The sequence below is a fragment of the Nocardiopsis metallicus genome (genome assembly GCF_014201115.1).
Lineage (GTDB): Bacteria > Actinomycetota > Actinomycetes > Streptosporangiales > Streptosporangiaceae > Nocardiopsis > Nocardiopsis metallicus.
Genome location: NZ_JACHDO010000001.1, coordinates 84,412 through 104,874, shown reverse-complemented (window position 1 = coordinate 104,874; position 20,463 = coordinate 84,412). Strand labels below are relative to the sequence as shown.

General features: G+C 71.3%; 18 protein-coding genes and 1 riboswitch. Of the genes, 9 read left to right on the top strand and 9 right to left on the bottom strand.

The window, feature by feature from the left end:
* Positions 1-127 precede the first annotated feature (127 nt).
* Positions 128-742, top strand: coding sequence for a superoxide dismutase (locus HNR07_RS00435; RefSeq protein ID WP_184360409.1), 615 nt, complete (start codon positions 128-130; stop codon positions 740-742).
* A 93-nt stretch (positions 743-835) separates the two neighbouring features.
* On the opposite strand, the gene HNR07_RS00430 is transcribed toward HNR07_RS00435, so the two are convergent.
* Complete coding sequence (locus HNR07_RS00430) at positions 836-2,305, bottom strand: aminotransferase-like domain-containing protein (RefSeq protein WP_184360406.1); 1,470 nt, start codon at positions 2,303-2,305, stop codon at positions 836-838.
* Positions 2,306-2,425: 120 nt separating this feature from the next.
* Between HNR07_RS00430 and HNR07_RS00425 the strand changes: the two genes are divergently transcribed.
* Positions 2,426-2,917 carry a DUF3291 domain-containing protein gene (locus HNR07_RS00425; RefSeq protein ID WP_184360403.1) on the top strand — a complete coding sequence of 164 codons (492 nt, stop codon included), beginning with the start codon at positions 2,426-2,428 and terminating at the stop codon, positions 2,915-2,917.
* A 207-nt stretch (positions 2,918-3,124) separates the two neighbouring features.
* On the opposite strand, the gene HNR07_RS00420 is transcribed toward HNR07_RS00425, so the two are convergent.
* The 4 genes from HNR07_RS00420 to HNR07_RS00405 all read right to left on the bottom strand — a co-directional run bounded on the left by HNR07_RS00420 (position 3,125) and on the right by HNR07_RS00405 (position 6,536).
* Entirely contained in the window at positions 3,125-3,316 is a 192-nt protein-coding gene (locus HNR07_RS00420; protein WP_184360400.1) for a hypothetical protein, read from the bottom strand.
* 177 nt (positions 3,317-3,493) lie between these two features.
* Complete coding sequence (gene fabI, locus HNR07_RS00415) at positions 3,494-4,291, bottom strand: enoyl-ACP reductase FabI (protein WP_184360397.1); 798 nt, start codon at positions 4,289-4,291, stop codon at positions 3,494-3,496.
* A 188-nt stretch (positions 4,292-4,479) separates the two neighbouring features.
* Positions 4,480-5,193, bottom strand: a complete 714-nt coding sequence (bioD, locus tag HNR07_RS00410) for a dethiobiotin synthase (protein WP_184360394.1) — start codon at positions 5,191-5,193, stop codon at positions 4,480-4,482.
* Entirely contained in the window at positions 5,190-6,536 is a 1,347-nt protein-coding gene (locus HNR07_RS00405; protein ID WP_184360391.1) for an adenosylmethionine--8-amino-7-oxononanoate transaminase, read from the bottom strand. Before HNR07_RS00405 ends, bioD begins: the two co-directional genes overlap by 4 nt.
* 341 nt (positions 6,537-6,877) lie before the next feature.
* Here HNR07_RS00405 and HNR07_RS00400 point away from each other — a divergent pair, with 341 nt between their 5' ends.
* From HNR07_RS00400 to HNR07_RS34555, 3 genes are all read left to right on the top strand, one after another.
* A complete protein-coding gene (locus tag HNR07_RS00400; protein ID WP_184360388.1) occupies positions 6,878-8,125 on the top strand; it encodes an 8-amino-7-oxononanoate synthase in 1,248 nt (415 codons plus the stop codon).
* 74 nt (positions 8,126-8,199) lie between these two features.
* Entirely contained in the window at positions 8,200-9,567 is a 1,368-nt protein-coding gene (locus HNR07_RS00395; protein ID WP_184360385.1) for an SGNH/GDSL hydrolase family protein, read from the top strand.
* A 78-nt stretch (positions 9,568-9,645) separates the two neighbouring features.
* Positions 9,646-9,813 carry a hypothetical protein gene (locus tag HNR07_RS34555; RefSeq protein WP_246420012.1) on the top strand — a complete coding sequence of 56 codons (168 nt, stop codon included), beginning with the start codon at positions 9,646-9,648 and terminating at the stop codon, positions 9,811-9,813.
* A 116-nt stretch (positions 9,814-9,929) separates the two neighbouring features.
* On the opposite strand, the gene rocD is transcribed toward HNR07_RS34555, so the two are convergent.
* Positions 9,930-11,204 (bottom strand): ornithine--oxo-acid transaminase, encoded by a 1,275-nt coding sequence (rocD, locus tag HNR07_RS00385; RefSeq protein ID WP_184360382.1) that lies wholly within the window; start codon positions 11,202-11,204, stop codon positions 9,930-9,932.
* Positions 11,205-11,580: 376 nt separating this feature from the next.
* On the opposite strand from rocD, the gene HNR07_RS00380 reads away from it, so the two are divergent.
* The 3 genes from HNR07_RS00380 to thiD all read left to right on the top strand — a co-directional run bounded on the left by HNR07_RS00380 (position 11,581) and on the right by thiD (position 15,535).
* Positions 11,581-13,302 carry an acyl-CoA synthetase gene (locus HNR07_RS00380; RefSeq protein ID WP_184360379.1) on the top strand — a complete coding sequence of 574 codons (1,722 nt, stop codon included), beginning with the start codon at positions 11,581-11,583 and terminating at the stop codon, positions 13,300-13,302.
* Between the two features lie 342 nt (positions 13,303-13,644).
* Positions 13,645-14,571, top strand: a complete 927-nt coding sequence (locus HNR07_RS00375) for a DUF368 domain-containing protein (RefSeq protein WP_184360376.1) — start codon at positions 13,645-13,647, stop codon at positions 14,569-14,571.
* A gap of 71 nt (positions 14,572-14,642) precedes the next feature.
* Positions 14,643-14,743, top strand: a riboswitch (TPP riboswitch).
* Complete coding sequence (thiD, locus tag HNR07_RS00370; RefSeq protein ID WP_184360373.1) at positions 14,732-15,535, top strand: bifunctional hydroxymethylpyrimidine kinase/phosphomethylpyrimidine kinase; 804 nt, start codon at positions 14,732-14,734, stop codon at positions 15,533-15,535. It overlaps the preceding riboswitch by 12 nt.
* A gap of 153 nt (positions 15,536-15,688) precedes the next feature.
* Here the strand turns inward: thiD and HNR07_RS00365 are convergent, their stop codons facing one another.
* Complete coding sequence (locus HNR07_RS00365) at positions 15,689-17,107, bottom strand: alanine/glycine:cation symporter family protein (protein ID WP_184360370.1); 1,419 nt, start codon at positions 17,105-17,107, stop codon at positions 15,689-15,691.
* Positions 17,108-17,310: 203 nt separating this feature from the next.
* Positions 17,311-17,574 (bottom strand): DUF6457 domain-containing protein, encoded by a 264-nt coding sequence (locus HNR07_RS00360; RefSeq protein ID WP_184360367.1) that lies wholly within the window; start codon positions 17,572-17,574, stop codon positions 17,311-17,313.
* 212 nt (positions 17,575-17,786) lie between these two features.
* Here HNR07_RS00360 and HNR07_RS00355 point away from each other — a divergent pair, with 212 nt between their 5' ends.
* Positions 17,787-18,968, top strand: a complete 1,182-nt coding sequence (locus tag HNR07_RS00355) for a glycosyltransferase family 4 protein (protein ID WP_184360364.1) — start codon at positions 17,787-17,789, stop codon at positions 18,966-18,968.
* Between the two features lie 94 nt (positions 18,969-19,062).
* Here HNR07_RS00355 and HNR07_RS00350 read toward each other — a convergent pair whose 3' ends face one another.
* Positions 19,063-20,388, bottom strand: coding sequence for a pyridoxal phosphate-dependent aminotransferase (locus tag HNR07_RS00350; RefSeq protein WP_184360360.1), 1,326 nt, complete (start codon positions 20,386-20,388; stop codon positions 19,063-19,065).
* Between the last annotated feature and the right edge of the window lie 75 nt (positions 20,389-20,463).

Here is a 20,463-nt window from a genome sequence, read left to right as displayed (position 1 = left end):
TATTCCCGGGAACGGGTGTCAGCGGCCTGACATCGGGCCGATCCCCACCTGGCTGATAGCTTTCTGCCTAGAGCGATCCCATCGCTGTAAGCCCGACGAACCTAGTCATTGGAAAGGTGCGTCAGAGATGTCTGCGCCGTACTCGCTTCCCGAGCTGCCCTACGACTACGCGGCCCTTGAGCCGTGGATCTCCGGTCAGATCATGGAGCTGCACCACGACAAGCACCACGCCGCCTACGTCGCCGGGGCCAACGGTGCGCTGGAGAAGCTGGCCGCCGCCCGCGAGGCCGACGACTTCGGCACCATCACGATGCTCGAGAAGAACCTCGCGTTCCACCTCGGCGGCCACGTCAACCACTCCGTCTTCTGGAAGAACCTCTCCCCGGAGGGTGGCGACAAGCCCGAGGGCGAGCTCGCGGCCGCCATCGACGACCAGTTCGGTTCGTTCGATGCCTTCCGCGCGCACTTCAACGCCGCGGCCACCAGCCTGCAGGGTTCGGGCTGGGCGATCCTGGCCTGGGACGCCCTGGGTCAGCGCCTGATCATCGAGCAGCTGTACGACCAGCAGGCCAACATCGCCATCGGCACGCAGCCGCTGCTGATGCTGGACATGTGGGAGCACGCCTTCTACCTCCAGTACAAGAACGTCAAGGGCGAGTACGTCAAGGCGTTCTGGAACGTGGTCAACTGGGCCGACGTCCAGCAGCGTTTCGCCGAGGCCCAGAAGGTCAAGATCGGCTAGTAGTACCCACCCGGCCGAGCACCGGGAACGGCGGAGGGCGGCACCACGTCACGTGGCGCCGCCCTCCTCTCGTCTACCGCCCCGCACCGGGGATCAGACGACCAGGACGTCCGGGTGGCTCTCCACCGGGCCGTGCCGGTCCAGTTCGCGCCAGGCCCTGGCCAGCCGCCAGACCAGCTCCTCACGGGTGGCGCGGTCGAAGGCGAACGGCAGCCGGAAGTACTCGCCGTGGCTGCCGTCGGTGGTGGCCGACATCGCGGATCCGGGCACCAGTTCCACATCGTGGCAGAGCGCGACCTGCGCGAAGGCGCGGGCGCTGGCCCCGGGCAGGCGGATCCACAGGGCCGCGCCGCCCTGGGGGGTCCGCCACTCCCAGTCCGGCAGGTCCCTGCGCAGCAACTGCTCCATGTGCTCCAGCGCCTCCCGCAGCTCCGCCGAACGATGCCGGGCGAGCTGGTCGTAGCCGTTGAGCAGGCGCACGGCGACCGCCTGGTCCAGCAGGGGGCTGGCCAGATCCGCGAGGACCTTGCGGCGGCTGAGACGGAGCGCCATCTCGGCGGGGGCGCGCAGCCAGCCCAGGCGCAGTCCCGCCCAGCCGACCTTGGACAGCGAGTCGACGGTGACGACCTCGGCACCGCGCGGGGCGTGCGCGGCCAGCGGCGGGGGCTCCTCCTCAGCCCGGATGCCCGTGTAGGCGCTGTCCTCCAGGACCGGCACCCCGTGTCGGGCCGACAGCTCGCCCAGCTCCCGGCGCCGGGCCGCGGACATCAGCGTGCCGGTCGGGTTGTGGTACGAGGGCATCACGTAGATCAGGTGCGGGTGGAGCTCGCTGATGGCGCGGCGGACCCCGTTGGCGTCGATGCCCTGCGCGTCCAGCGGAACCGGATGGATCTCGGCGCCGCGGTCGCGGAACAGGTCCAGGCAGCCGGCGAAGCTCGGGTCCTCGGCCACCACGGGTGAGCCCGGGCGCAGGTAGAGCTGGGCGACCAGGGCGACCGCCTGGTGGGCACCGGTGGTGACCACGATCTGGTCCGGGTGGGTGGGCAGCCCCTGACGTTCGTAGAAGTGCGTGATCGCCTCGCGCAGAGCGGGCAGACCGCGCGGGTGGTAGGTGCCCTCGGCCATCAGGGCGGGAAGGTCCTCGGCCACGACCTCGCGGATGGCCCGCTCGACCCCGGACAGGGCGGGGGTGCGCAGGCAGGCGGTGGAGATGACGCTGTCGTCGGTATGGAGGAGGTTGCGGTACATGGGGTTGCCGTTGGCGCTCCACCCGTCCGACCGGACCGGGGCCCGGGTGCTGCACACCCGGGTTCCGCTGCCCTGGCGGCTCTCCAGGACTCCTTCGTCGCGCAGGTGGTCGTAGGCGGAGACCACGGTGGTGCGGCTGATCCGCAGGGCGACCGCGAGGTTGCGCTCGGAGGGCAGGCGTTCCCCGGGGACCAGGGTGCCCTGGTCGACCAGCCCGCGCAGGGAGCCAGCCAGCCGCCGGTAGAGGGCTCCGCTGCCGGTGGACCAGGCCCCGAGTACGTCCACGAGCTCGTCAGTACGTCGAACAGGGTCCATTTGTGGCTCCATTGGATCTACTCGCCGCCGCCTTGGACTCCGATACTGGCACTAGTCCAACCCGGACCGCCAGAGCCAAAGTGGACTCTTCACCAGGGTCCAATCACATCGGGAGTTCCCATGCGTTCCCTTCTTCCCCGCCGCACCGACCACCACGTCAGTACGCGCACGAAGGCGGCGCGGAGCCGCTGCACCGCTTCGGAACCGGCCCGTGCCGCGCACTGGACGACCCTGGTCGAGGCCCGAACGATCACCGGCGACCGCGAGCACCTGCGCCCCCTGGTCGCGGCGCTCCGCGCACAGGCCGAGGACCACTTGGGCCACCTGGGCGAGGTCCACTTCATCGATGAAGGCGACCGGATCCGCTTGGTGGGCCGGTGGCGTTCCCCCGCCGACCTGCGTTCCTTCGTGGAGCGGTCCCACCGGGAGCTCCTCCTCTACCGCGCGGAAGCCGGTCTCTTCCCCACGGTGGAGCGGACCCTGTGGTGGTCCACCGCCGGAACCGGGGTGAGCGCGGCCGAGGCCGGGGAGCGCGCCGAGCTCCTGCGCACACGCGGCCCCGGCCCCCGCGCCTTCACCCTGGCCTCCCCGGTCCCGCCTCCGGCCGGCTGAGGTTCCAGCGCTCCTCGGCCCCGGGCCCCGGCCCCCGGCGAAAGGGCGGCGACCTCCAGAGCCAGCTCCTGAGCCTTGAGCGGCGCCGAAAACGAGGTGTCCTGATGCGGTCGGGCCACCGACCTCGCGGTCAGCTCGAAGTGCGCGCTCGCCCGGGACAGGGCGGATTCCGGACGTCGTCAAGGGGACACGTCACGGTTCGCCACCCTAGCGAACGGTCCCCTCGGACTCGCGGTCGTCGATCTGCTGACCCACCCACAGGGCACGGCGCACCAGGAACTCCCGTTCGCCCGCCTCCCGTTCCCGGAGCCGTGCCCGGTCGCGCCGTTCCGACCAGGCCCGTTCCACATCGAAGAGCCGTTGCGCGAAGGCCTCCAAGGCCTGGATCCGCACTTGCATCCGCGCAGGACCCCGCAGAGGCTCTCGGAAAGCCTGAGCATGCGGCCCTCGGCCAAGGCGGCTCCGACCGTTCCCACCGCTTCCCGCCCTTCGTTCCGGTCCCAGCCGGAAGGACGTACCACGGAAGGACCGGGGGACGCCTCGGCGCACGGCGGGGCGGGACTCGCAGGCGGCGGGTCAGGCGGAGACCGGGCCCGGAGTGGGGGCCAGCGGGGCGCCCATGGCGTGGTAGCCGCCGTCCACGTGCATGACCGTGCCGGTGACGGCGCGGGCGGCGGGCGACATCAGGAAGAGGGCCGGGCCCGCCACCACGGTGGTGTCCTTGGTGTCCCAGCCCAGCGGGGAGTTGTCGGCCCAGGAGTCGGCGATCTGGGAGAAGCCGGGGATGGAGCCGCCGGCGAGGGACTTGATCGGGCCCGCGGAGACGGTGTTCACCCGGATGCCGTCCGGGCCCAGGTCGCGGGCGAGGTAGCGGGCGGAGTTCTCCAGGACGGCCTTGGCCGAGCCCATCCAGTCGTAGACCGGCCAGGCGACGCTGGCGTCGAAGGTCAGGGAGACCACGCCCGCGCCCTCGGGGGCCTTGGCGAGCAGGTCGCGCATGCCCACGGTCAGGGCGGCCAGCGAGTAGCCGGAGATGTGGATCGCCTTGGCCACGTCCTCCCACTCGGTGTTGAGGAAGTTGCCGCCCAGGGCCGACTCCGGGGCGTAGGCGATGGCGTGCAGCAGGCCGTCCACGTGGTCCCAGTGCTCGCTGACCTCCTTGGCGGTGGCGGCGATCTGTTCGGGGTCGGTGACGTCCATGGGCAGGACGGCGACCGGCTCCCTGGGCAGCCGCTTGGCGATGCGCTCGCAGATGGAGAAGGCGCGGCCGGGCGGGTTGGTCAGGATCACCTCGTGCCCCTGGTTCATGGCCTCCTCCGCGATCGCGTAGGCGATGGAGGACTGCGTGGTGATGCCGGTGATGAGCAGGTTCAAGGGGTTCCCCTGGTGGGCGGTGTTCGGACTGGCAGTGGCAACGTATCGGCGCGGGGCGGGATCCGTCTGCCGTGGAAGGGCACAAAGAATTCGGCGTGTGCTTTGAAGAGGTCCGCCAGCAGGAGGGGGTTCCCGCCGGTTTCCGGGAAGAACGGGCCGGGACGCGATGGGCCCGGCCCGCTCCGTACTCAGACTCCGTCGGAGGGCTCCCAGGTACCGCCGAGCCCCGCGCCCAGGGAGCGGCGGGCCGCTTCGGCGAAGGCCGACGGCTCCAGCTCACCCATCCCCTCGGCCAGGACGCCCGCGAGCGGTCCGGCGCCCATGTCGGGCAGGTCGAGGAGGTTGCAGCGCATCGCCAGGTCCGCTTCCCCGGCCTCGCGCGGCCAGGAGCCCACCACGACCCCGGCGGGGACCAACCCGCGCGAGTGCAGGGCTTCGGCGGTCAGGGCGGTCGCGTTGAGGGTGCCCAGCCGGGGGTCGGCGACCACCAGCACCGGCGCGGACAGCAGTTCCGCGACGTCGGCGAGGGTCTCCCCGGCCGCGTTCAGCCGGACCAGCAGCCCTCCGGCGCCCTCCACCAGCACCAGGTCGTGTTCGCGGGCCAGGTCCAGGGCGCGGTCGGTGACCTCCCAGGCCGCGGGCCCCCCACTGCCGACCCGGGCGGCGGCCCGCGCCGGGGCGAGGGGGTCGGGGTAGCGGACGGTCTCGGCGGTGGTCGCGCTCGGGACCAGGCGGGCGACGGCCTGTGCGTCGCCCTCCTCCCCCGGGCCCACCCCGGTCTGGGCGGCCTTGAGCACCGCCACCCGGCGCCCCCGGTCCGCGGCCAGCGCGGCGAGGGCGGCCGTGGCCACGGTCTTGCCCACCTCGGTGCCGGTGCCGGTCACCACGAGCACGTCCGTCACAGCTCCCCTTCCGGCCCCGGCTCCTCGGCCAGAGTCGCCTCGGCGGCCGCGAGCATCCCCCCGGCGATCCGGGCGACCTCCGTCTCGGAGCACACGTAGGGCGGCATCGCGTACACGTGTTCCCGGAACGGCCGCAGCCACACCCCCGCTCCGATCGCCGCGCGGGTGGCCGCGCGCATACGCACCGGCCGGTCCAGTTCGATCACCCCGATGGCTCCGAGTACCCGGACCTCCCGCACGCCCGGCAGCTGCTGCGCCGGGGCCAGGCCCTCGCGCAGCCCCGCCTCGATCCTGGCCACGTCCCCCCGCCAGTCGCCCTCGGTGAGCAGTTCCACCGAGGCCAGGGCGGTGGCGCAGGCCAGCGGGTTGCCCATGAACGTGGGCCCGTGCGCGAGCACTGGGACCTCCCCCTCCGCGATCCCCCGGGCCACCCGCGCGGTGCACAGGGTAGCGGCCAGGGTCACGTACCCGCCGGTGAGCGCCTTGCCCACGCACAACACGTCGGGGACGACCCCGGCGTGGTCGGCGGCGAACATCTCGCCGGTGCGGCCGAACCCGGTGGCGATCTCGTCGAAGACCAGCAGGATCCCGTGCCCGTCCGCGATCCGGCGCAGCTCCCGCAGGTAGCCGGGGTGGTGGAAGCGCATACCGCCCGCGCCCTGGACGACGGGTTCGACGATGATCCCGGCCAGTTCCCCGGCGTGTTCACGGGCCAGCTCCGCGAACTCCGCCAGGTAGGCGGGGTCGGGCGCCTCGTCGAACCCGGTGGGCGGTGCGGGCGCGTACACCTGGCCGGGCAGGACGTCGCCCCACAGCGAGTGCATGCCGCCGTCGGGGTCGCACACGCTCATCGCGTGGAAGGTGTCGCCGTGGTAGCCGCCCCGCCAGGTGAGGAAGCGGCGGCGTCCCGGGTTTCCGGTGGAGCGGTGGTACTGGAGGCACATCTTCATGGCCACCTCCACCGAGACCGACCCCGAGTCGGCGAGGAAGACGTGGTCGAGACCGTCGGGGGTGATCTCCACGAGGGCCTCGGCCAGCGCGGCGGCGGGCGCGTGGGTGAGCCCGCCGAACATCACGTGGCTGAACCGGTCCACCTGGGCGTGTACGGCCGCGTCCAGGCGGGGGTGGCGGTAGCCGTGGATCGCCGACCACCAGGAGGACATACCGTCGATCACTCGGTGGTGCTCGCCGTCCGCCCACAGGTCCAGGTGGACGCCTTCGGCCCCGGTCACCACGTAGGGGGTCTCCGCTGCGGGAACGGTCGTGTAGGGGTGCCACAGGTGCGCGCTGTCGGCGGCTCGAACCTGTGCGGGATGGGCCGTCTCGGTGCTGGTTCGCGACATGGTCCCCCATTCTTCCCGGCGCGCGAGCTCTGGCACCCCCTACGAGTGAGCCAGGAATCCCCGCCCAATCTTTGTGGGCTTCCACTGGTGACTGCGCGCCCACGGACCGGCAGAGTCGTATACGCCTCCCTGGCACGACAAGGGACGGGTCGCCCCAGCGGGCTTGGCCGCTGCTGGGTCGGCCCGCCAGGGGGCTCTCCTCCCGGCGGGCCAGCACCCGGTACCTTTACCTTGCGCACAAGTTTTCTGCCGCATCTCCCTTGAACTCGTCTGGCCCGGGTCAGGGCCGCCCCGACCGCCCGGAGACGCGCCACCGAACTCTCCGAGGAGCTCTCATCCGCATGGAACGCCTCGACACCGGTACCAGCACCGCGCACCGTCCCTGGACCCTGCGCGCCACCCGCCCCGAGCCGGAGCCGCTGCCCGAGGGCCACCCCCTGGACTGGCTGGACCGGGCCGCCGAGGGCCGGGCCCGCGCCGGACTGACCCGTCGCACCGTTCCCCGCTCGCCCTCCGACGACCTCCTGGACCTGGCCGGAAACGACTACCTGGGACTCATGCGCCACCCCGCCGTGGTGGCGGCCGCCGCCGAGTCCGCCCACACCTGGGGCGCGGGCGCCGGGGGTTCGCGGCTGGTCACCGGGGACACCGAGCTGCACGGTGAGCTGGAGCGCGAACTGGCCGAGTTCCACGGCTCGGAGGCCGCCCTGGTGTTCTCCTCCGGGTACGCGGCCAACCTGGCGATGGTGACGGCGCTGGTGGCCCCGGCCACCGAGGATGTCGAACCGCCCCTGGTGGTGTGCGACCAGTACAACCACGCCTCCCTGATCGACGCCACCCGGCTGGCCAAGGCCTCCGGTGCCCGGGTCGCGGTGTTCCGCCACGGCGACGCCGAGCACGCCGCCGAACTCCTGCGCGGGGGCCCGGGGCGGCGGCTGCTGCTCAGCGACACCGTGTTCTCGGTGGACGGCGACCTCACCGACATCCGCTCCCTGGCCGGGGTCGCGCGGACCCACCGCGCGGCGCTGCTGCTGGACGACGCCCACGGGCTCGGGGTGGTGGGCCCGGGCGGGCGCGGCGCCGTGGGCGGTACCCCGCTGGGCGGCGCAGACGACGTGGTGGTGTCGGTGACCCTGTCCAAGTCGCTCGGTTCACAGGGCGGCGCGGTCCTGGGTTCGCGGCGGGTGATCCGGCACCTGGTGGAGACGGCGCGCACGTTCGTCTTCGACACCGGACTGGCCCCGGCGGCCGCGGGGGCGGCGCTGGCGGCCCTGCGGGTGCTGCGCGCCGAACCCGAGCGGGCCGAGGCGGCGCGGTCCCGGGCCCGCGAGCTGTCCGAGGGGCTTCGCGAGCGAGGGCTGGACGCCAGCGATCCGGACGCCGCGGTGGTGTCGGTGCTGGCGCCCTCGCCCGAAGAAGCGCTGGCCTGGCGCGCGGCTTGTGGGAAGGACGGGGTCCGGGTGGGCTGCTTCCGTCCTCCGTCGGTCCCGGACGGCCGTTCCCGGCTGCGCCTGACCGCCCGCGCCACGCTGGACAACACCGATATCCGCCGCGTTCTCGACGTCATCACGACAAACCGCCCCGGGTAGTCTGACGGGTGGACCAGGGTGTGTCGGACGAACACACCCCGCACGCCCGCGGATCTGGGAGGCGGTAGGCGACCGTGTCAGCGCGTGATGGTGACCCCCGCGAGCCCCAAGACCCTCAGGACCCCCTGGAGCAGGGTTCGGAGGGCGAGTCTCCGGCCCCCGGAACCGGTGCCACGGCGATCGGGAAGAAGGGGAAGAAGAAGTCCCCCAAGCGCCGCCGCCGTGCCCGCGTCACCCTGGTCACCGCGGCCGTCCTGGTCCTCGCACTGGTGGTCACCCTCGCCGTGCCCACGAGCCGCGACGCCCTCCTGCGCCTGTGGTGCGACACCACCGGCGGTGTGTGCCCCGCCGAACCCCTCCCCCCGATCACGGAGGAAGAGGAGGAGGACTGGCGGGTCCGGATGGAACCGGAGGAGGCCGCTCTGTGGGGCAACTACGTGGCCCTGGGCGATTCCTACTCCTCCGGCGACGGCGCGGGCGACTACGAGGAGGGCACCGCCGAACCCGGTGAGTGCTGGCGTTCCGAGCACGCCTACGCCAACCTCATCGAGCAGGAGTTCTCCTTCGAGGGTTCGCTGGGCTTCTACGCGTGCAGCGGCCACAAGGGCTCGGACATGCTCAGCCAGGTCGGCACCCCCGAATCCCAGCTCGAGCGGGTCACCGAGCACACCTCGCTGGTGACCGTCGGCATCGGCGGCAACGACCTCGGTTTCATCCCCGTCCTGCGCACCTGCATCGTGCGGATGCCGCTCCTGGAGCGGACCGCCTGCACGGACCAGGAGGACGAGGTCGACGAGAAGATGGACGCCTTCGAGGAGACCCTCACCAAGGTGCTCACCGACATCCGCGACCGCGCACCGGACGCCCGCGTGCTGGTGCTGGGCTACCCCCGGCTCTTCCCCGAGGAACCGCCCGGCATGTACTACACGCTCTCCCAGAGCGACCAGCTGTGGCTGAACACCGTGGCCCAGCGGTTCAACGACCGGATCCGGGACACCGTCTACCAGGTGGACGGCGACATATACGGCACCCGGCAGGTCGGCAGCGCGGAGTTCGTCAACGTCTTCACCGCGCTGAAGGGGCACGAGGTCAGTGAGGACGACTCCTGGCTGAACGGCATCGTCCTCGGCCAGTTGGGTGAGGGCCTGCGGGTGGACCGGGCGAGTTTCCACCCGACCGCCCAGGGTCAGCGCTCCATCGCCGAGCGCGTGCGCCTGCAGATCGAGGAGGGCCCCGAACGCGTGCTGTTCACCTCCAGGGAGACCCTGGAGAGGGTCGACTCCGACGTGCTGTACACCGAGCTCGGCGGCCCCCTGGACCCGGCCAACGTCGTGCCCGGCACCGAACCCGACGGGGACGGCCCAGAGGGGGACAGTGCCGACGAGGACGCTGATCCCGCCGCCGAGGACGATGAGGACGAGGACGACGGCGCCGACTCCTAGGGCGGACGCGCCCGCCCCGGCGACGGGTTCTCCCGGCCCGGAGGGCCGGTCCTGGTGTCAACAGCACAGGAGGGACACGTGACCCAGCTGCTGAGGGTCCAGAACTTCAGCGTCTCCAGTGGCGGGATCGCCGCTGACGAGGGCCAGAGCCCCGCAAGAGCGTTCGGCGAGCTGCTCGACCGGTTCCACCTGGAGGTCGTGCCCGGCCCGAGCGGTGTGGCGCACCAGCCGTTCTGGCGCGAGTGACCCGGGGCCGGGACACAGGGCTCAAACGCAGGCCCCGCCCGGATCGGATCCGGGCGGGGCTCCGTCGTCCCGCTACCGCCCGTGTGCGGCGGTACGCGCTACCGCTACCGGGCCTTCTACCGTTTCTGGGCCTTGAGCTCGGCGATGACCTCGGCGAAGCGGTCCAGACCCCAGTTGAGGTCCTCCTCGCTGATCACCAGCGGCGGGGACATCCGTACGGTCGACCCGTGCGTGTCCTTGACCAGGACCCCGTGCTCGGCCAGGCGCTTGCACAGCTCCTTGCCCGAAGCCAGTTCGGGGTCCACGTCCACCCCCGCCCACAGGCCGATGCTGCGCGCCGACACCACCCCGTCGCCGACGAACTCGTCCAGCCGACGCCGGAGCACCTCGCCCAGCTTGCGGGCGTTCTCCAGGTAGGGGCCCTCGGTCAGCATCCGGACGACCGTCGAACCCACCGCCCCGGCGAGCGGGTTGCCGCCGAAGGTGCTGCCGTGCTGGCCGGGCTGGATGACGCCGAGGACGTCCTCGTCCGCCACCATCGCCGAGACCGGCAGGATGCCGCCGCCCAGCGCCTTGCCGAACAGGTAGGCGTCCGGAACGACACCGGTGTGCTCGCAGGCACGGATCGTGCCCGTGCGTCCCAGGCCCGACTGCACCTCGTCGGCGATGAACAGCACCCGGTTGGCGTCGCAGATCTCGCGGACCCTGGGCAGGTAGTCCTCGGGCGGCACGATCACGCCCGCCTCACCCTGCACCGGTTCGATGAGCACGGCCACCGTGGTGTGGTCGATGGCCTCCTCGATGGCCTTCGCGTCCCCGTAGGCCACCGAGCGGAAGCCCGGCGTGTAGGGACCGAAACCCGTCTTCGCCTCGCTGTCCGAGGAGAAGGAGATGATCGTGGTGGTGCGGCCGTGGAAGTTGGCCCCGGCCACGACGATGGTCGCCTGGTTCTCCTCGACGCCCTTGACCTCGTAGCCCCACTTGCGGGCCACCTTGATGCCGGTCTCCACCGCCTCGGCGCCGGTGTTCATCGGCAGGACCTTCTGCTTGCCGACCATGTCGGCGAGGGCGCTCACCCACGGGCCGAACTGGTCGTTGTAGAAGGCACGGCTGGTCAGCGTCACCCGGTCGAGCTGGGCGTGCGCGGCCGTGAGGAGGTCCGGGTTGTGGTGGCCGAAGTTCATGGCCGAGTACCCGGCCAGACAGTCGAGGTACTTCTTTCCCTCCACGTCGGTCACCCAGGCTCCACGGCCCTCGGCGATCACCACGGGCAGGGGTGAGTAGTTGTGTGCGGACCTCGACTGTGCGAGTTCGATGTGGTCCGCGCTGGAGAGTCCCTGTCCGCCGGGGTTTCCGACGGAGTCCTGCTGTCCCAGATTCTGGGTGGTCATCTAGCCGCTCCGATCACCATTGACCGATGTCAGACAGTAGATACCCACCGTGGAGCCCGGTAGAGCCCCCGCGGCGGGATCCCCAAGAGTTGAGCAGATGATCCGGTGAGCACACAAGGGGTGGCGGAGATCACCGCTCGGCGCCCGGGCCCGAAATCCACGCGTCATCCCGACCCGCACCCGCGCTGAGCGGGCACTGTCGGGCCGGTCCGCGGCGGGGGGCGACGGGGGACGGTTACGCAGGTGACGCGGTACACAGCCCCTGCGGCGATCGAGGTGGTCCCTGAAGGGTACGTTCGCTCCTAACCAGCTACAGCCGCCGCGAGCCCGATGCGCCGAGGACGGCCGTTCACCATCGTCAGGGAGGTCATCAGACGTGCGTCCTCACGCGTCCCCGGACACCCCCTTCTCCCTCGCCAACCTCATGGCGGCGGTGACCGACGCCGTCCCGGAGCGGATCGCGCTGGTCGCCGGTCCCCGGCGGCTCACCTACCGCGCCCTGGACGACCGTTCCACCCGGCTGGCCCGGCACCTGGTCTCGGCCGGTGTGCGCCCAGGTGAGAACGTGGCGATCCTGTCGTTCAACCGCGCCGAGTGGGTGGAGTCGTTCCTGGGTGTGCTGCGCGCGGGCGCGGTACCGGTGAACGTCAACTACCGGTACGTGGCGGGCGAGCTGCGGCACGTGCTCTCGGACTCTCACGCGGTGGCCCTGATCGCCGAGGACTCCCTGGCCAGGACGGTGACGGCGGTCCTGCCCGACCTGCCCCGGCTGCGGCACGTGCTGCTGTTGGAGGACGGTTCGGAGCGTGAGGCCTCACTCGGCGGCGCGGACTACGAAGACGCGCTCGCCGCGCAGGACACGGATGGTCCGGGCTCCGACGGAGTCGAGGGACCGGTGCGGCTCCCCGAGACCAGCGGCGAGGACCACTACCTGCTCTACACCGGCGGCACCACGGGCTACCCGAAGGGTGTGCTGTGGCGTCAGGCGGACATCTTCCGCGCCGCCGTGGAGCGGCGCGCCCCGGGCACCCCGCGCGCCCGGACCCCGCAGGACGTGGCCGACCGCGCCGCCGCATGCTTCCCGCAGCGGATGCTGGTGCTCGGCCCGCTGATGCACGCGGCCGGACAGTGGAACGCGCTGAGCATGCTGCTGTGCGGCAAGCGCGTCGTGCTGTCCACGGACCGCAGTTTCCGCCCGGACCGGGTGCTGGAGCTGGTGCACCGGGAGGGCGTGCACGCGGTGCAGCTGGTGGGTGACGCGATGGCGCGCCCGTTGGCCCGGCACCTGCTGACCGAGCCCGACCTGTGCCCCGAACTCACCTCGGTGCGCTCGGGCGGCACTCCGCTCACCCCGGCGGTGCGCGGGCTGTGGCGGGCCTGGCGCGAGGACGTCGCCCTGGCCGACGCCTACGGGGGTTCGGAGACGGGCGTGTGCGGTTCGGCCACCGCCCCGGACACGAAGGACAGCGCCGCCGAGGAGCCCGTCACCGCCTCCGCCGACCGGCGCAGCTTCACCATGGGCGGCAGCATCTCCGTGCTCGACGGCTCACTGCGGCCGCTGCCGCCGGGGTCGGCCGAGGTCGGCCGGATCGCGCGCACCGGGCGGATCCCGCTGGGCTACTACAACGACCCGATCGCCACCGCGCGCACCTTCCCCACCGATCCCGAGGGGCGGCGCTGGGCGCTGTCCGGCGACTACGGCACGCGGGCCGCGGACGGCTCGATCGTGCTGCTCGGCCGGGGCAGCGTGGTGATCAACACCGCCGGGGAGAAGGTGTACCCCGAGGAGGTGGAGGCCGTCCTCAAGGCCCACCCGTCGGTCGAGGACGTGATCGTGGTGCCCTCGCCGGACGAGACGCTCGGCCAGCGGGTGACGGCGCTGGTGTCGCTGGCCCGGGACGCCGCCCCGGACGAGGACGCGCTGCGGTCGCACTGCCGGATCCGCCTGGCCGGGTTCAAGGTGCCCCGCACCGTGCACTTCGTGGACCGGGTGCGGCGCACCGCGGTGGGCAAACAGGACTACCGGTGGGCCGCGTCGGTGGCCGGTCAGACCACGGAGTCCACGGCCTCCCCGCTGTCCGGTTCCGCCCGGAGCTGAGGCCTCCGGCCGGGTTTCTTTTTCGGACCAAGGATCTAACCCACCCCTGACCGACCGAAACCCTGTTTTTTGGGGTGCTCAAACGCGTTTGGCTTCGTCGAACGACGCTAGACTTGGCGCTGCCCGGCCCGGGGCCTGACGGCTCTCCTCCCCCTCCACGCGGCCCGGGCGGCGAACATCGGCGCGGGCCCGGGCATCGGACCGGATGACGGTCGTCCTGGCGACCCGCGCACAACAGCACCCCTTTGACCGCCGGTCAGCCGTGGAAACGGGACCGGCGGCCCCATCAGGACGGAGGACGGCGCCCTCTCCCGGGACTCCACCGGGGCCGCGCCCGACAACATGGCCAAGTCAGTAGGCTCCTACATCTTCAACGCGGTGCGCGGCGGGGCCGTCGGCACCTCCGAGGCGCTGCCCGGTATCAGCGGCGGCACGGTCGCTCTGATCGTCGGCCTCTACGACAAGCTCATCGGCGGCGCGGGCCACGTGGTCAGCGGGATCAAGCGCTACGTCACCGACGTACCGCGGGGTCGCGGCAAGGACCGGGCCATGGAGCAGTTCCGCCAGGTGGACTGGCCGGTTCTGGTGCCCGCGCTCATCGGTATGGCCGTGGCCCTGGTGATGGCGCTCCTGCTCATCGCTCCGCTGGTCGAGGAGTACACCCAGTACGCCTACGCCGTCTTCTTCGGTCTCGTACTCGCCTGCCTGTGGATCCCCTACACCGGTGCGGGGCGCACCTGGCGCGCGGGACACTACCTGCTGGCCCTGGCCTTCGCCGCCCTGACCTTCTTCCTCACCGGCCTTCCCGGCGCCGACCTGCCCACCCACCCGGCTGTGGTCTTCCTCGTGGCCTCGGTGGCCATCTGCGCCCTGGTCCTGCCGGGCATGTCGGGTTCCTTCATCCTGCTGACCGTCGGCCTGTACACGCCGACCAAGGACGCGGTGGCGAGCCTGGACTTCGTCTACCTGGGCACCTTCGCCCTCGGCATGATCACGGGCCTGGCCGTCTTCGTGAAGATCCTCCAGTACCTGCTGGAGAACTTCCACCACATGACCCTGGTGGTCCTCACCGGACTGATGGCGGGGTCCCTGCGCGCCCTGTGGCCCTGGCAGAACGAGGAGCGGGAAATCCTCGCGCCCACCGACGTACCGGTGACGGTCGCGCTGATGGTGTTCGGTTTCGCCGTCGTCGTCGCCGCGATCGTGTGGGAGCGACGCAAGCGGCTCCAGCGCGAGGACGAGGTCCTGACGCACAGCACCCCCGTCTAGCTTCGACCCGGAAGACCGTCCGTTACAGTCGAAAACACCACAAACGAACATCGAGGCCGGGGCCGCGAGGCCCCGGCGGCGCGGGGTGCCGGAGAGAGTTCTCCCGGCTGAGAGCACACCCGTCGAACCTGCCCTAGTTCGTACTAGCGAAGGAACGCCAATGAGCGCGTACAACGTCGTGTCCATCGCCGGCAGCGACCCCAGCGGGGGCGCCGGCATCCAGGCCGACCTGAAGTCGTTCTCCGCGCACGGGGTCTTCGGGATGACCGTGGTGACGGCGTTGACCGCCCAGTCCACCCGAGGGGTCACCGGGGTGCACGCGGTTCCCGCCTCGTTCGTCACCGACCAGATGGACACCCTGTTCACCGACGCGACCGTGCACGCGGTCAAGGTGGGGATGCTGTCCACCTCCGAGGTCACCGAGGCGGTCGCGGCCGCCGTGGACCGCTACGAGCTGCCGAACGTGGTCGTGGACCCGGTGATGGTGGCCAAGAGCGGCGACCGGCTGCTGCAGAGCTCGGCGATCGAGGCCCTGCGCACCGAGCTGCTGCCGCGCGCGGACCTGATCACCCCGAACCTGCCCGAGGCCGCCGACCTGCTCGGCACGGCCGAGGCCACCAGCCTCAAGGAGATGCGCGACCAGGCGGAACGCCTCCTGGAACTGGGACCGCGCCGGGTCCTGTTGAAGGGCGGGCACCTGCCGGGCGAGGAGAGCGTGGACCTGCTGGTGGACGGGGAGTCGGAGCCGGTGGAGTTCCGCGCCGGGCGGGTGGACACCCGCAACACCCACGGCACCGGCTGCACCCTGTCCTCATCGATCGCCGCCCTGCTCCCGCAGCGACCGGACACGGTCACCGCGGTGGCGGACGCCAAGGCCTACCTCACCGAGGCCCTGCGCCGCGCGGACGACATCGACGCGGGCGGCGGCCAGGGCCCTGTTCATCATTTCCACCTCTGGTGGTGAAGGGCACAGCCACCTCTGGTGGTGAAGGGCACAGCCACCTCTGGTGGTAAAGGGCACAGCCACCTCTGGTAGCAACAGAAGCAGCATGAGGGGGACCGGCCTGTCCGGCCGGTCCCCCTCCTCATCCACCCCGTGAACGGACAGACGTGTGGCTCAACCCCGTACGTCGTCCATCATGACGTCCGGGTTCCGCCAGTCCGGATGAGCGAAGAACTTCCGGGTCTCGGCGGAGATGATCGGAGCCAGCAGGATCAGGCCGATCAGGTTCGGCAGAGCCATCAGGCCGTTGGCGATGTCGCTGAACAGCCAGACCGAGTCCAGAGTGGCCACCGAGCCGACGAAGATGACGCCGATGAACACCAGCCGGTAGGGCAGCACGAAGGTGCGGCCGCCCAGGAACTCCACACACCGCTCGCCGTAGTAGGCCCAGCCGAGCAGGGTGCTGAAGGCGAACACCGCGACGGACAACGCCACGATGTAGGCCCCGGCCGTACCGAGCCCGGGGCTGATCGCGCCCAGCCCCTCGGTCATGGCCTGCGAGGTGAGCAGCGAGCCGTCCTCGGGCTCCTCCACCTGCCACACCCCGGTGGTGATGATGACCAGGCAGGTCATGCTGACCACGATGATGGTGTCGATGAAGGTCTGGGTCATCGAGACCATGGCCTGACGGACCGGCTGGGTGGTCTTGGCCGCGGCGGCCGCGATACCACCGGTGCCCAGGCCGGACTCGTTGGAGAAGATGCCTCGGGCGAAGCCCATCTGGATGGCGAGCATGACACCCGCGCCGACGAAACCGCCGGTGGCCGAGGTTCCGGTGAAGGCGGACGCGAAGACCAGCTGGAAGGCGGGGAGCAGCGCGGCCCAGTTGGTGGCGAGCACGATCAGACAGATGCTGACGTAGCCGACGATCATGATCGGCACCAGGGCCGAGGTGACCCGACCGATGCTCTTGATGCCACCGAGGATGACGGCCCCGGCCAGCACCATCAGGACCAGGCCGATGATCCACGGGGCGACGCCGGTGACGCTGTTCACCTGCTGGGCGACGGTGTTGGCCTGGGTGCCGTTGCCGATGCCGAAGGCGGCGATGGCACCGAAGATCGCGAAGGAGACACCGAGGAAGGTCCCGAGGCCCCCCTTGATCCCGTACTTCAGGTAGTACATCGGGCCGCCGCTCTGCTCGCCCTTGGCGTCGGTGCGGCGGTACTTCACGCCCAGCAGGGCCTCGCTGTACTTGGTGGCCATTCCGAAGATGCCGATGACCCACATCCAGAACAGCGCGCCGGGGCCGCCGATACCGATGGCCAGCGCGGCGCCCGCGATGTTACCGACACCGACGGTGGCCGCGAGTGCGGTGCTCAGTGCCTGGTAGTGCGAGATGTCGCCCTCGACGGACGGGTCCTCCTTGCGGCGGACCAGGGCCAGCCACAGCGCGTGCGGCAGGCGGAGCAGCTGGAGGAGCCTGAGACGAATGGTGAGGTAGACGCCGACACCGAGCAGCAACGGAATGAGGACGAAGGGTCCCCAGATGATTCCGTTGAGGATGTCAGCCATCTCCAGGAGTTGGTCCACAGGGGATCTCCCTTTCGATGAGTGTGTGGGGCCGAGGAAGTCATTGGAGAAACAGGGGAACCAACGTCCCCGGAATTACGTTGGCAATGGTAAAAGCCGCACGATATCGGCAAAGAATGACACTGGTGCGTAACGAATGAATCACATGTGATCCACATGAACGTTGCGTCATGCAATGTTTTCTTCAGGGTGCCCTGAACCGGTCAGTTCTCCTGCCCCTGGGGTGGTTCCTCCCCCTGGGCCAGTGCGAGTCTGCTGAGCGCCGCGGCGGCGGCCTGCGGGTCGGCCCCCCGCCCCACCGCCACCCCGAGCAGGTAGGTGGTGAGCGGCGCCGCGGGCCTGGCCACGGAGTGCGCGGCATCGCGGGCCAGATCGAGGATGCGGTCGACGTCGGGCTTTTGGAGCGGGTCGGTTCCGGCGAGCTCCAACTCGGCGCGGACCAGCTCGGACCATTCCACGAGGGTCACCGAATGACTCCTTAGGGTGCGCATTTGATTACATAAAGCGATCATAGCCATCCCGGAGTCACCCGGCGGTCAGTTGGCCGTGCGGCGGTGTCACCACCTGATCGACCAACCCGCGTCAGCCCTTCGGGCGCGGTTCTCCCGCACGGCGATCCGGGTTCATTCACCGACCCTAGCGTCAGAGGCAGCAAGACCTCGGCGTTGGGAGCCCTCGCATGTCCCCCGCATCCCCGCTCACCCTCCACCGCCCGCCACTGCGCGTGGCGATCGTGACCGAGTCCTTCCTCCCTCAGGTCAACGGAGTCACCAACTCCGTTTGCCGAATCCTGGAACACCTCGCCGCCGAAGGCCACCAGGCCCTCGTCCTGGCCCCCGGTCACGGACCTTCCTCGTACGCGGGCTTCCCCGTCCTACGGATGCCCGCACTCCCCCTGCCCGTCTACCGCGACTTCGCCATGGGCCTGCCGGCCCGGCGGACGATGACCGCCGCGATCCGCGCCTTCGCCCCCGACGTGCTCCACCTGGCCTCCCCCGCGCTCTTCGGCGCGACGGCGGTGGACGTGGCGCGCAGGTGGGCGCTGCCGACCGTGGCGGCCTTCCAGACCGACCTGCCGGGCTTCGTCGGGCGCTACGGCCTGCCCGGCTCCGAGGCGCTCTGGTCCCTGCTGCACCGGATCCACTCCGCCGTGGACCGCACTCTGGTGCCCTCCTCCGCCACCATGGAGGCCCTGTCCGGCCGGGGGTTCCCCCGGCTCGACCTGTGGCGGCGCGGTGTGGACACCGTGCGCTTCTCCCCCGACCACCGTTCCGAGGAGCTGCGCAGCAGGTGGGCCCCCAACGGTGAGGCGATCGTGGGCTACGTGGGCCGCCTGTCCCGGGACAAGCGTGTGGACCTGCTCGCCCAGGTGGCCAAACTGCGCAACATCCGCCTGGTGGTGGTCGGGGACGGTCCGGACCGGGCCCGGCTGCGCCGACTGGTGCCCGACGCCGTCTTCACCGGTCAGCGCACCGGGGCGGACCTGTCGCGCCTGTACGCCGCCCTGGACGTGTTCGTGCACACCGGCGCGGACGAGACCTTCTGCCAGGCCGTACAGGAGGCGCTGGCCTCGGGGGTGCCCGTGGTGGCCCCGGCAGCGGGCGGCCCGATGGACCTGGTCAACGACGGACACAACGGGCTGCTGTACGCGCCGGACTCGGTCCGGGAGCTACGGGTGGCGGTCGGCCGGCTCGCGCACAACGGCGAGGTGCGTGCGCGGATGGCGGCACAGGCCCGGTCGTCGGTGGCGCACCGGACCTGGGACTCGGTCAACTCGGAGCTGGTGGAGCACTACCGCGCGGTGATCGCTCCCAGCCACGAGCTGGCGGCGGCGCGCCGGGAGCGGGTGGGGAACGTATAACGGGACCCTCCCTGGGAGAGATAGGGAGGGTCCCGTCGATGGTGACCGCCTCACCCCGTATTCGAGAGACGGGCACGTATGTGGGGTAGCCCGGTCAGTGCACCGGCTGGGCGACCGTCTTCGGGGCCGGGATCACCGTGCTGGGCGCCTCGGCGAGCAGCGACCCCAGAACCTCGGTGAGCCGGTCCAGGTGGGCGCGGATCCACGGCAGGGCCAGCGGGTCCTCGGCGGACAGCGCCGCGTACCGCTTGTCCTCGGTGTCCCCGTACAGGAGGCTGGTGGCCACCCGCATGCGCAGGGCGGCGGGGCTCTCGCCGAACTCCACGGCGGGCAGCACGCCCATGCCGTACCGCTCCAGCAGGAGCCCGGTGAGCTCTGGTCCGGTGGTCACCCCGTGCAGGGTGGCCAGGCGCTCGCGGACCGGCTCGAAGTCCGGGTAGAGGTAGAAGGCCGCGCTCGGGGCGGCGACGGCGGCCCCGGCCCGGGAGAAGACGCCGGCGACGGCTGAGGCGACGATGCCGTGCAGGCGGCGGCTGCGGTCGATGTGGTCGCGCAGCTCGGCGGGTTCGGTGAAGGCGTGCGCGGCCGCCTGCTGGACCGGCGCGGCCGGGCTGGACCAGATCTCGCTGGCCACGCCGAGCAGACCGCCGCGCAGGCGCCGACCGATCTCGGAGTCGGGCAGGCGCAGGACGCCGATCCGCCAGCCGCCCAGGGCGAGGTTCTTGCTCAGGCCGGTGGAGATGACGGTGCGCTCGGGTGCGTACTCGGCGGGGCTGTGCACGACGGCGCGGTCCGCGCCGCGCGCGTCCACGTGGACGAGGTCGCGGTAGATCTCGTCGGAGATGACGAGCAGGTCGAGCTCGCGGGCGACCTCGGCCAGGCGGCGCACGGTCTCGGCTTCGGCGACGGTCCCGGTCGGGTTGTCCGGGACGGTGACGACCACGGCGTTGACGGTGCGGCCCTGCTCGCGGGCGGCGGTGACGGCGGCGTGCAGCAGGTCCGGCTGGGGTACGCCGCCCTGGCCGGTGGCGGTCGGCACCATGACCGGGCGCTGGCCCGCCAGACGGCTCTGCGCGGCGTAGCTGACCCAGCTGGGCGCGGCGATGGCGGTGTCGCCGCCGATCTCGAGAAGAAGGCTGTAGAGAAGGGGCTTGCTGCCGGGGCCGGCGATGACCGTGTCGGGGTCGGTGGGTAGGCCCCGTCGGCTCCAGTACCCGGCGGCCGCCTCGCGCAGGTCGGTCGAACCGGCGACGGGCCCGTAGGCGTTGGCCCCGTTGCCCGCCGTGAGCTGGTCCCGCATGACCGGGTGCACCGGCAGACCGGCCTCACCGAACCCGAGCGGCAGCACGCGCACTCCCTGGCGGCGCTTGGCTTCGAGGGCTTCGTTGACAGCGAGGGTAGCGGACACAGTGACGGTCATGGATGACTCATCTCCGGCTCTTCGTTGGGCGCCGGCCACCGGTTGAGCTGGGGTCGTGTCCAGCTGGTGACCTTT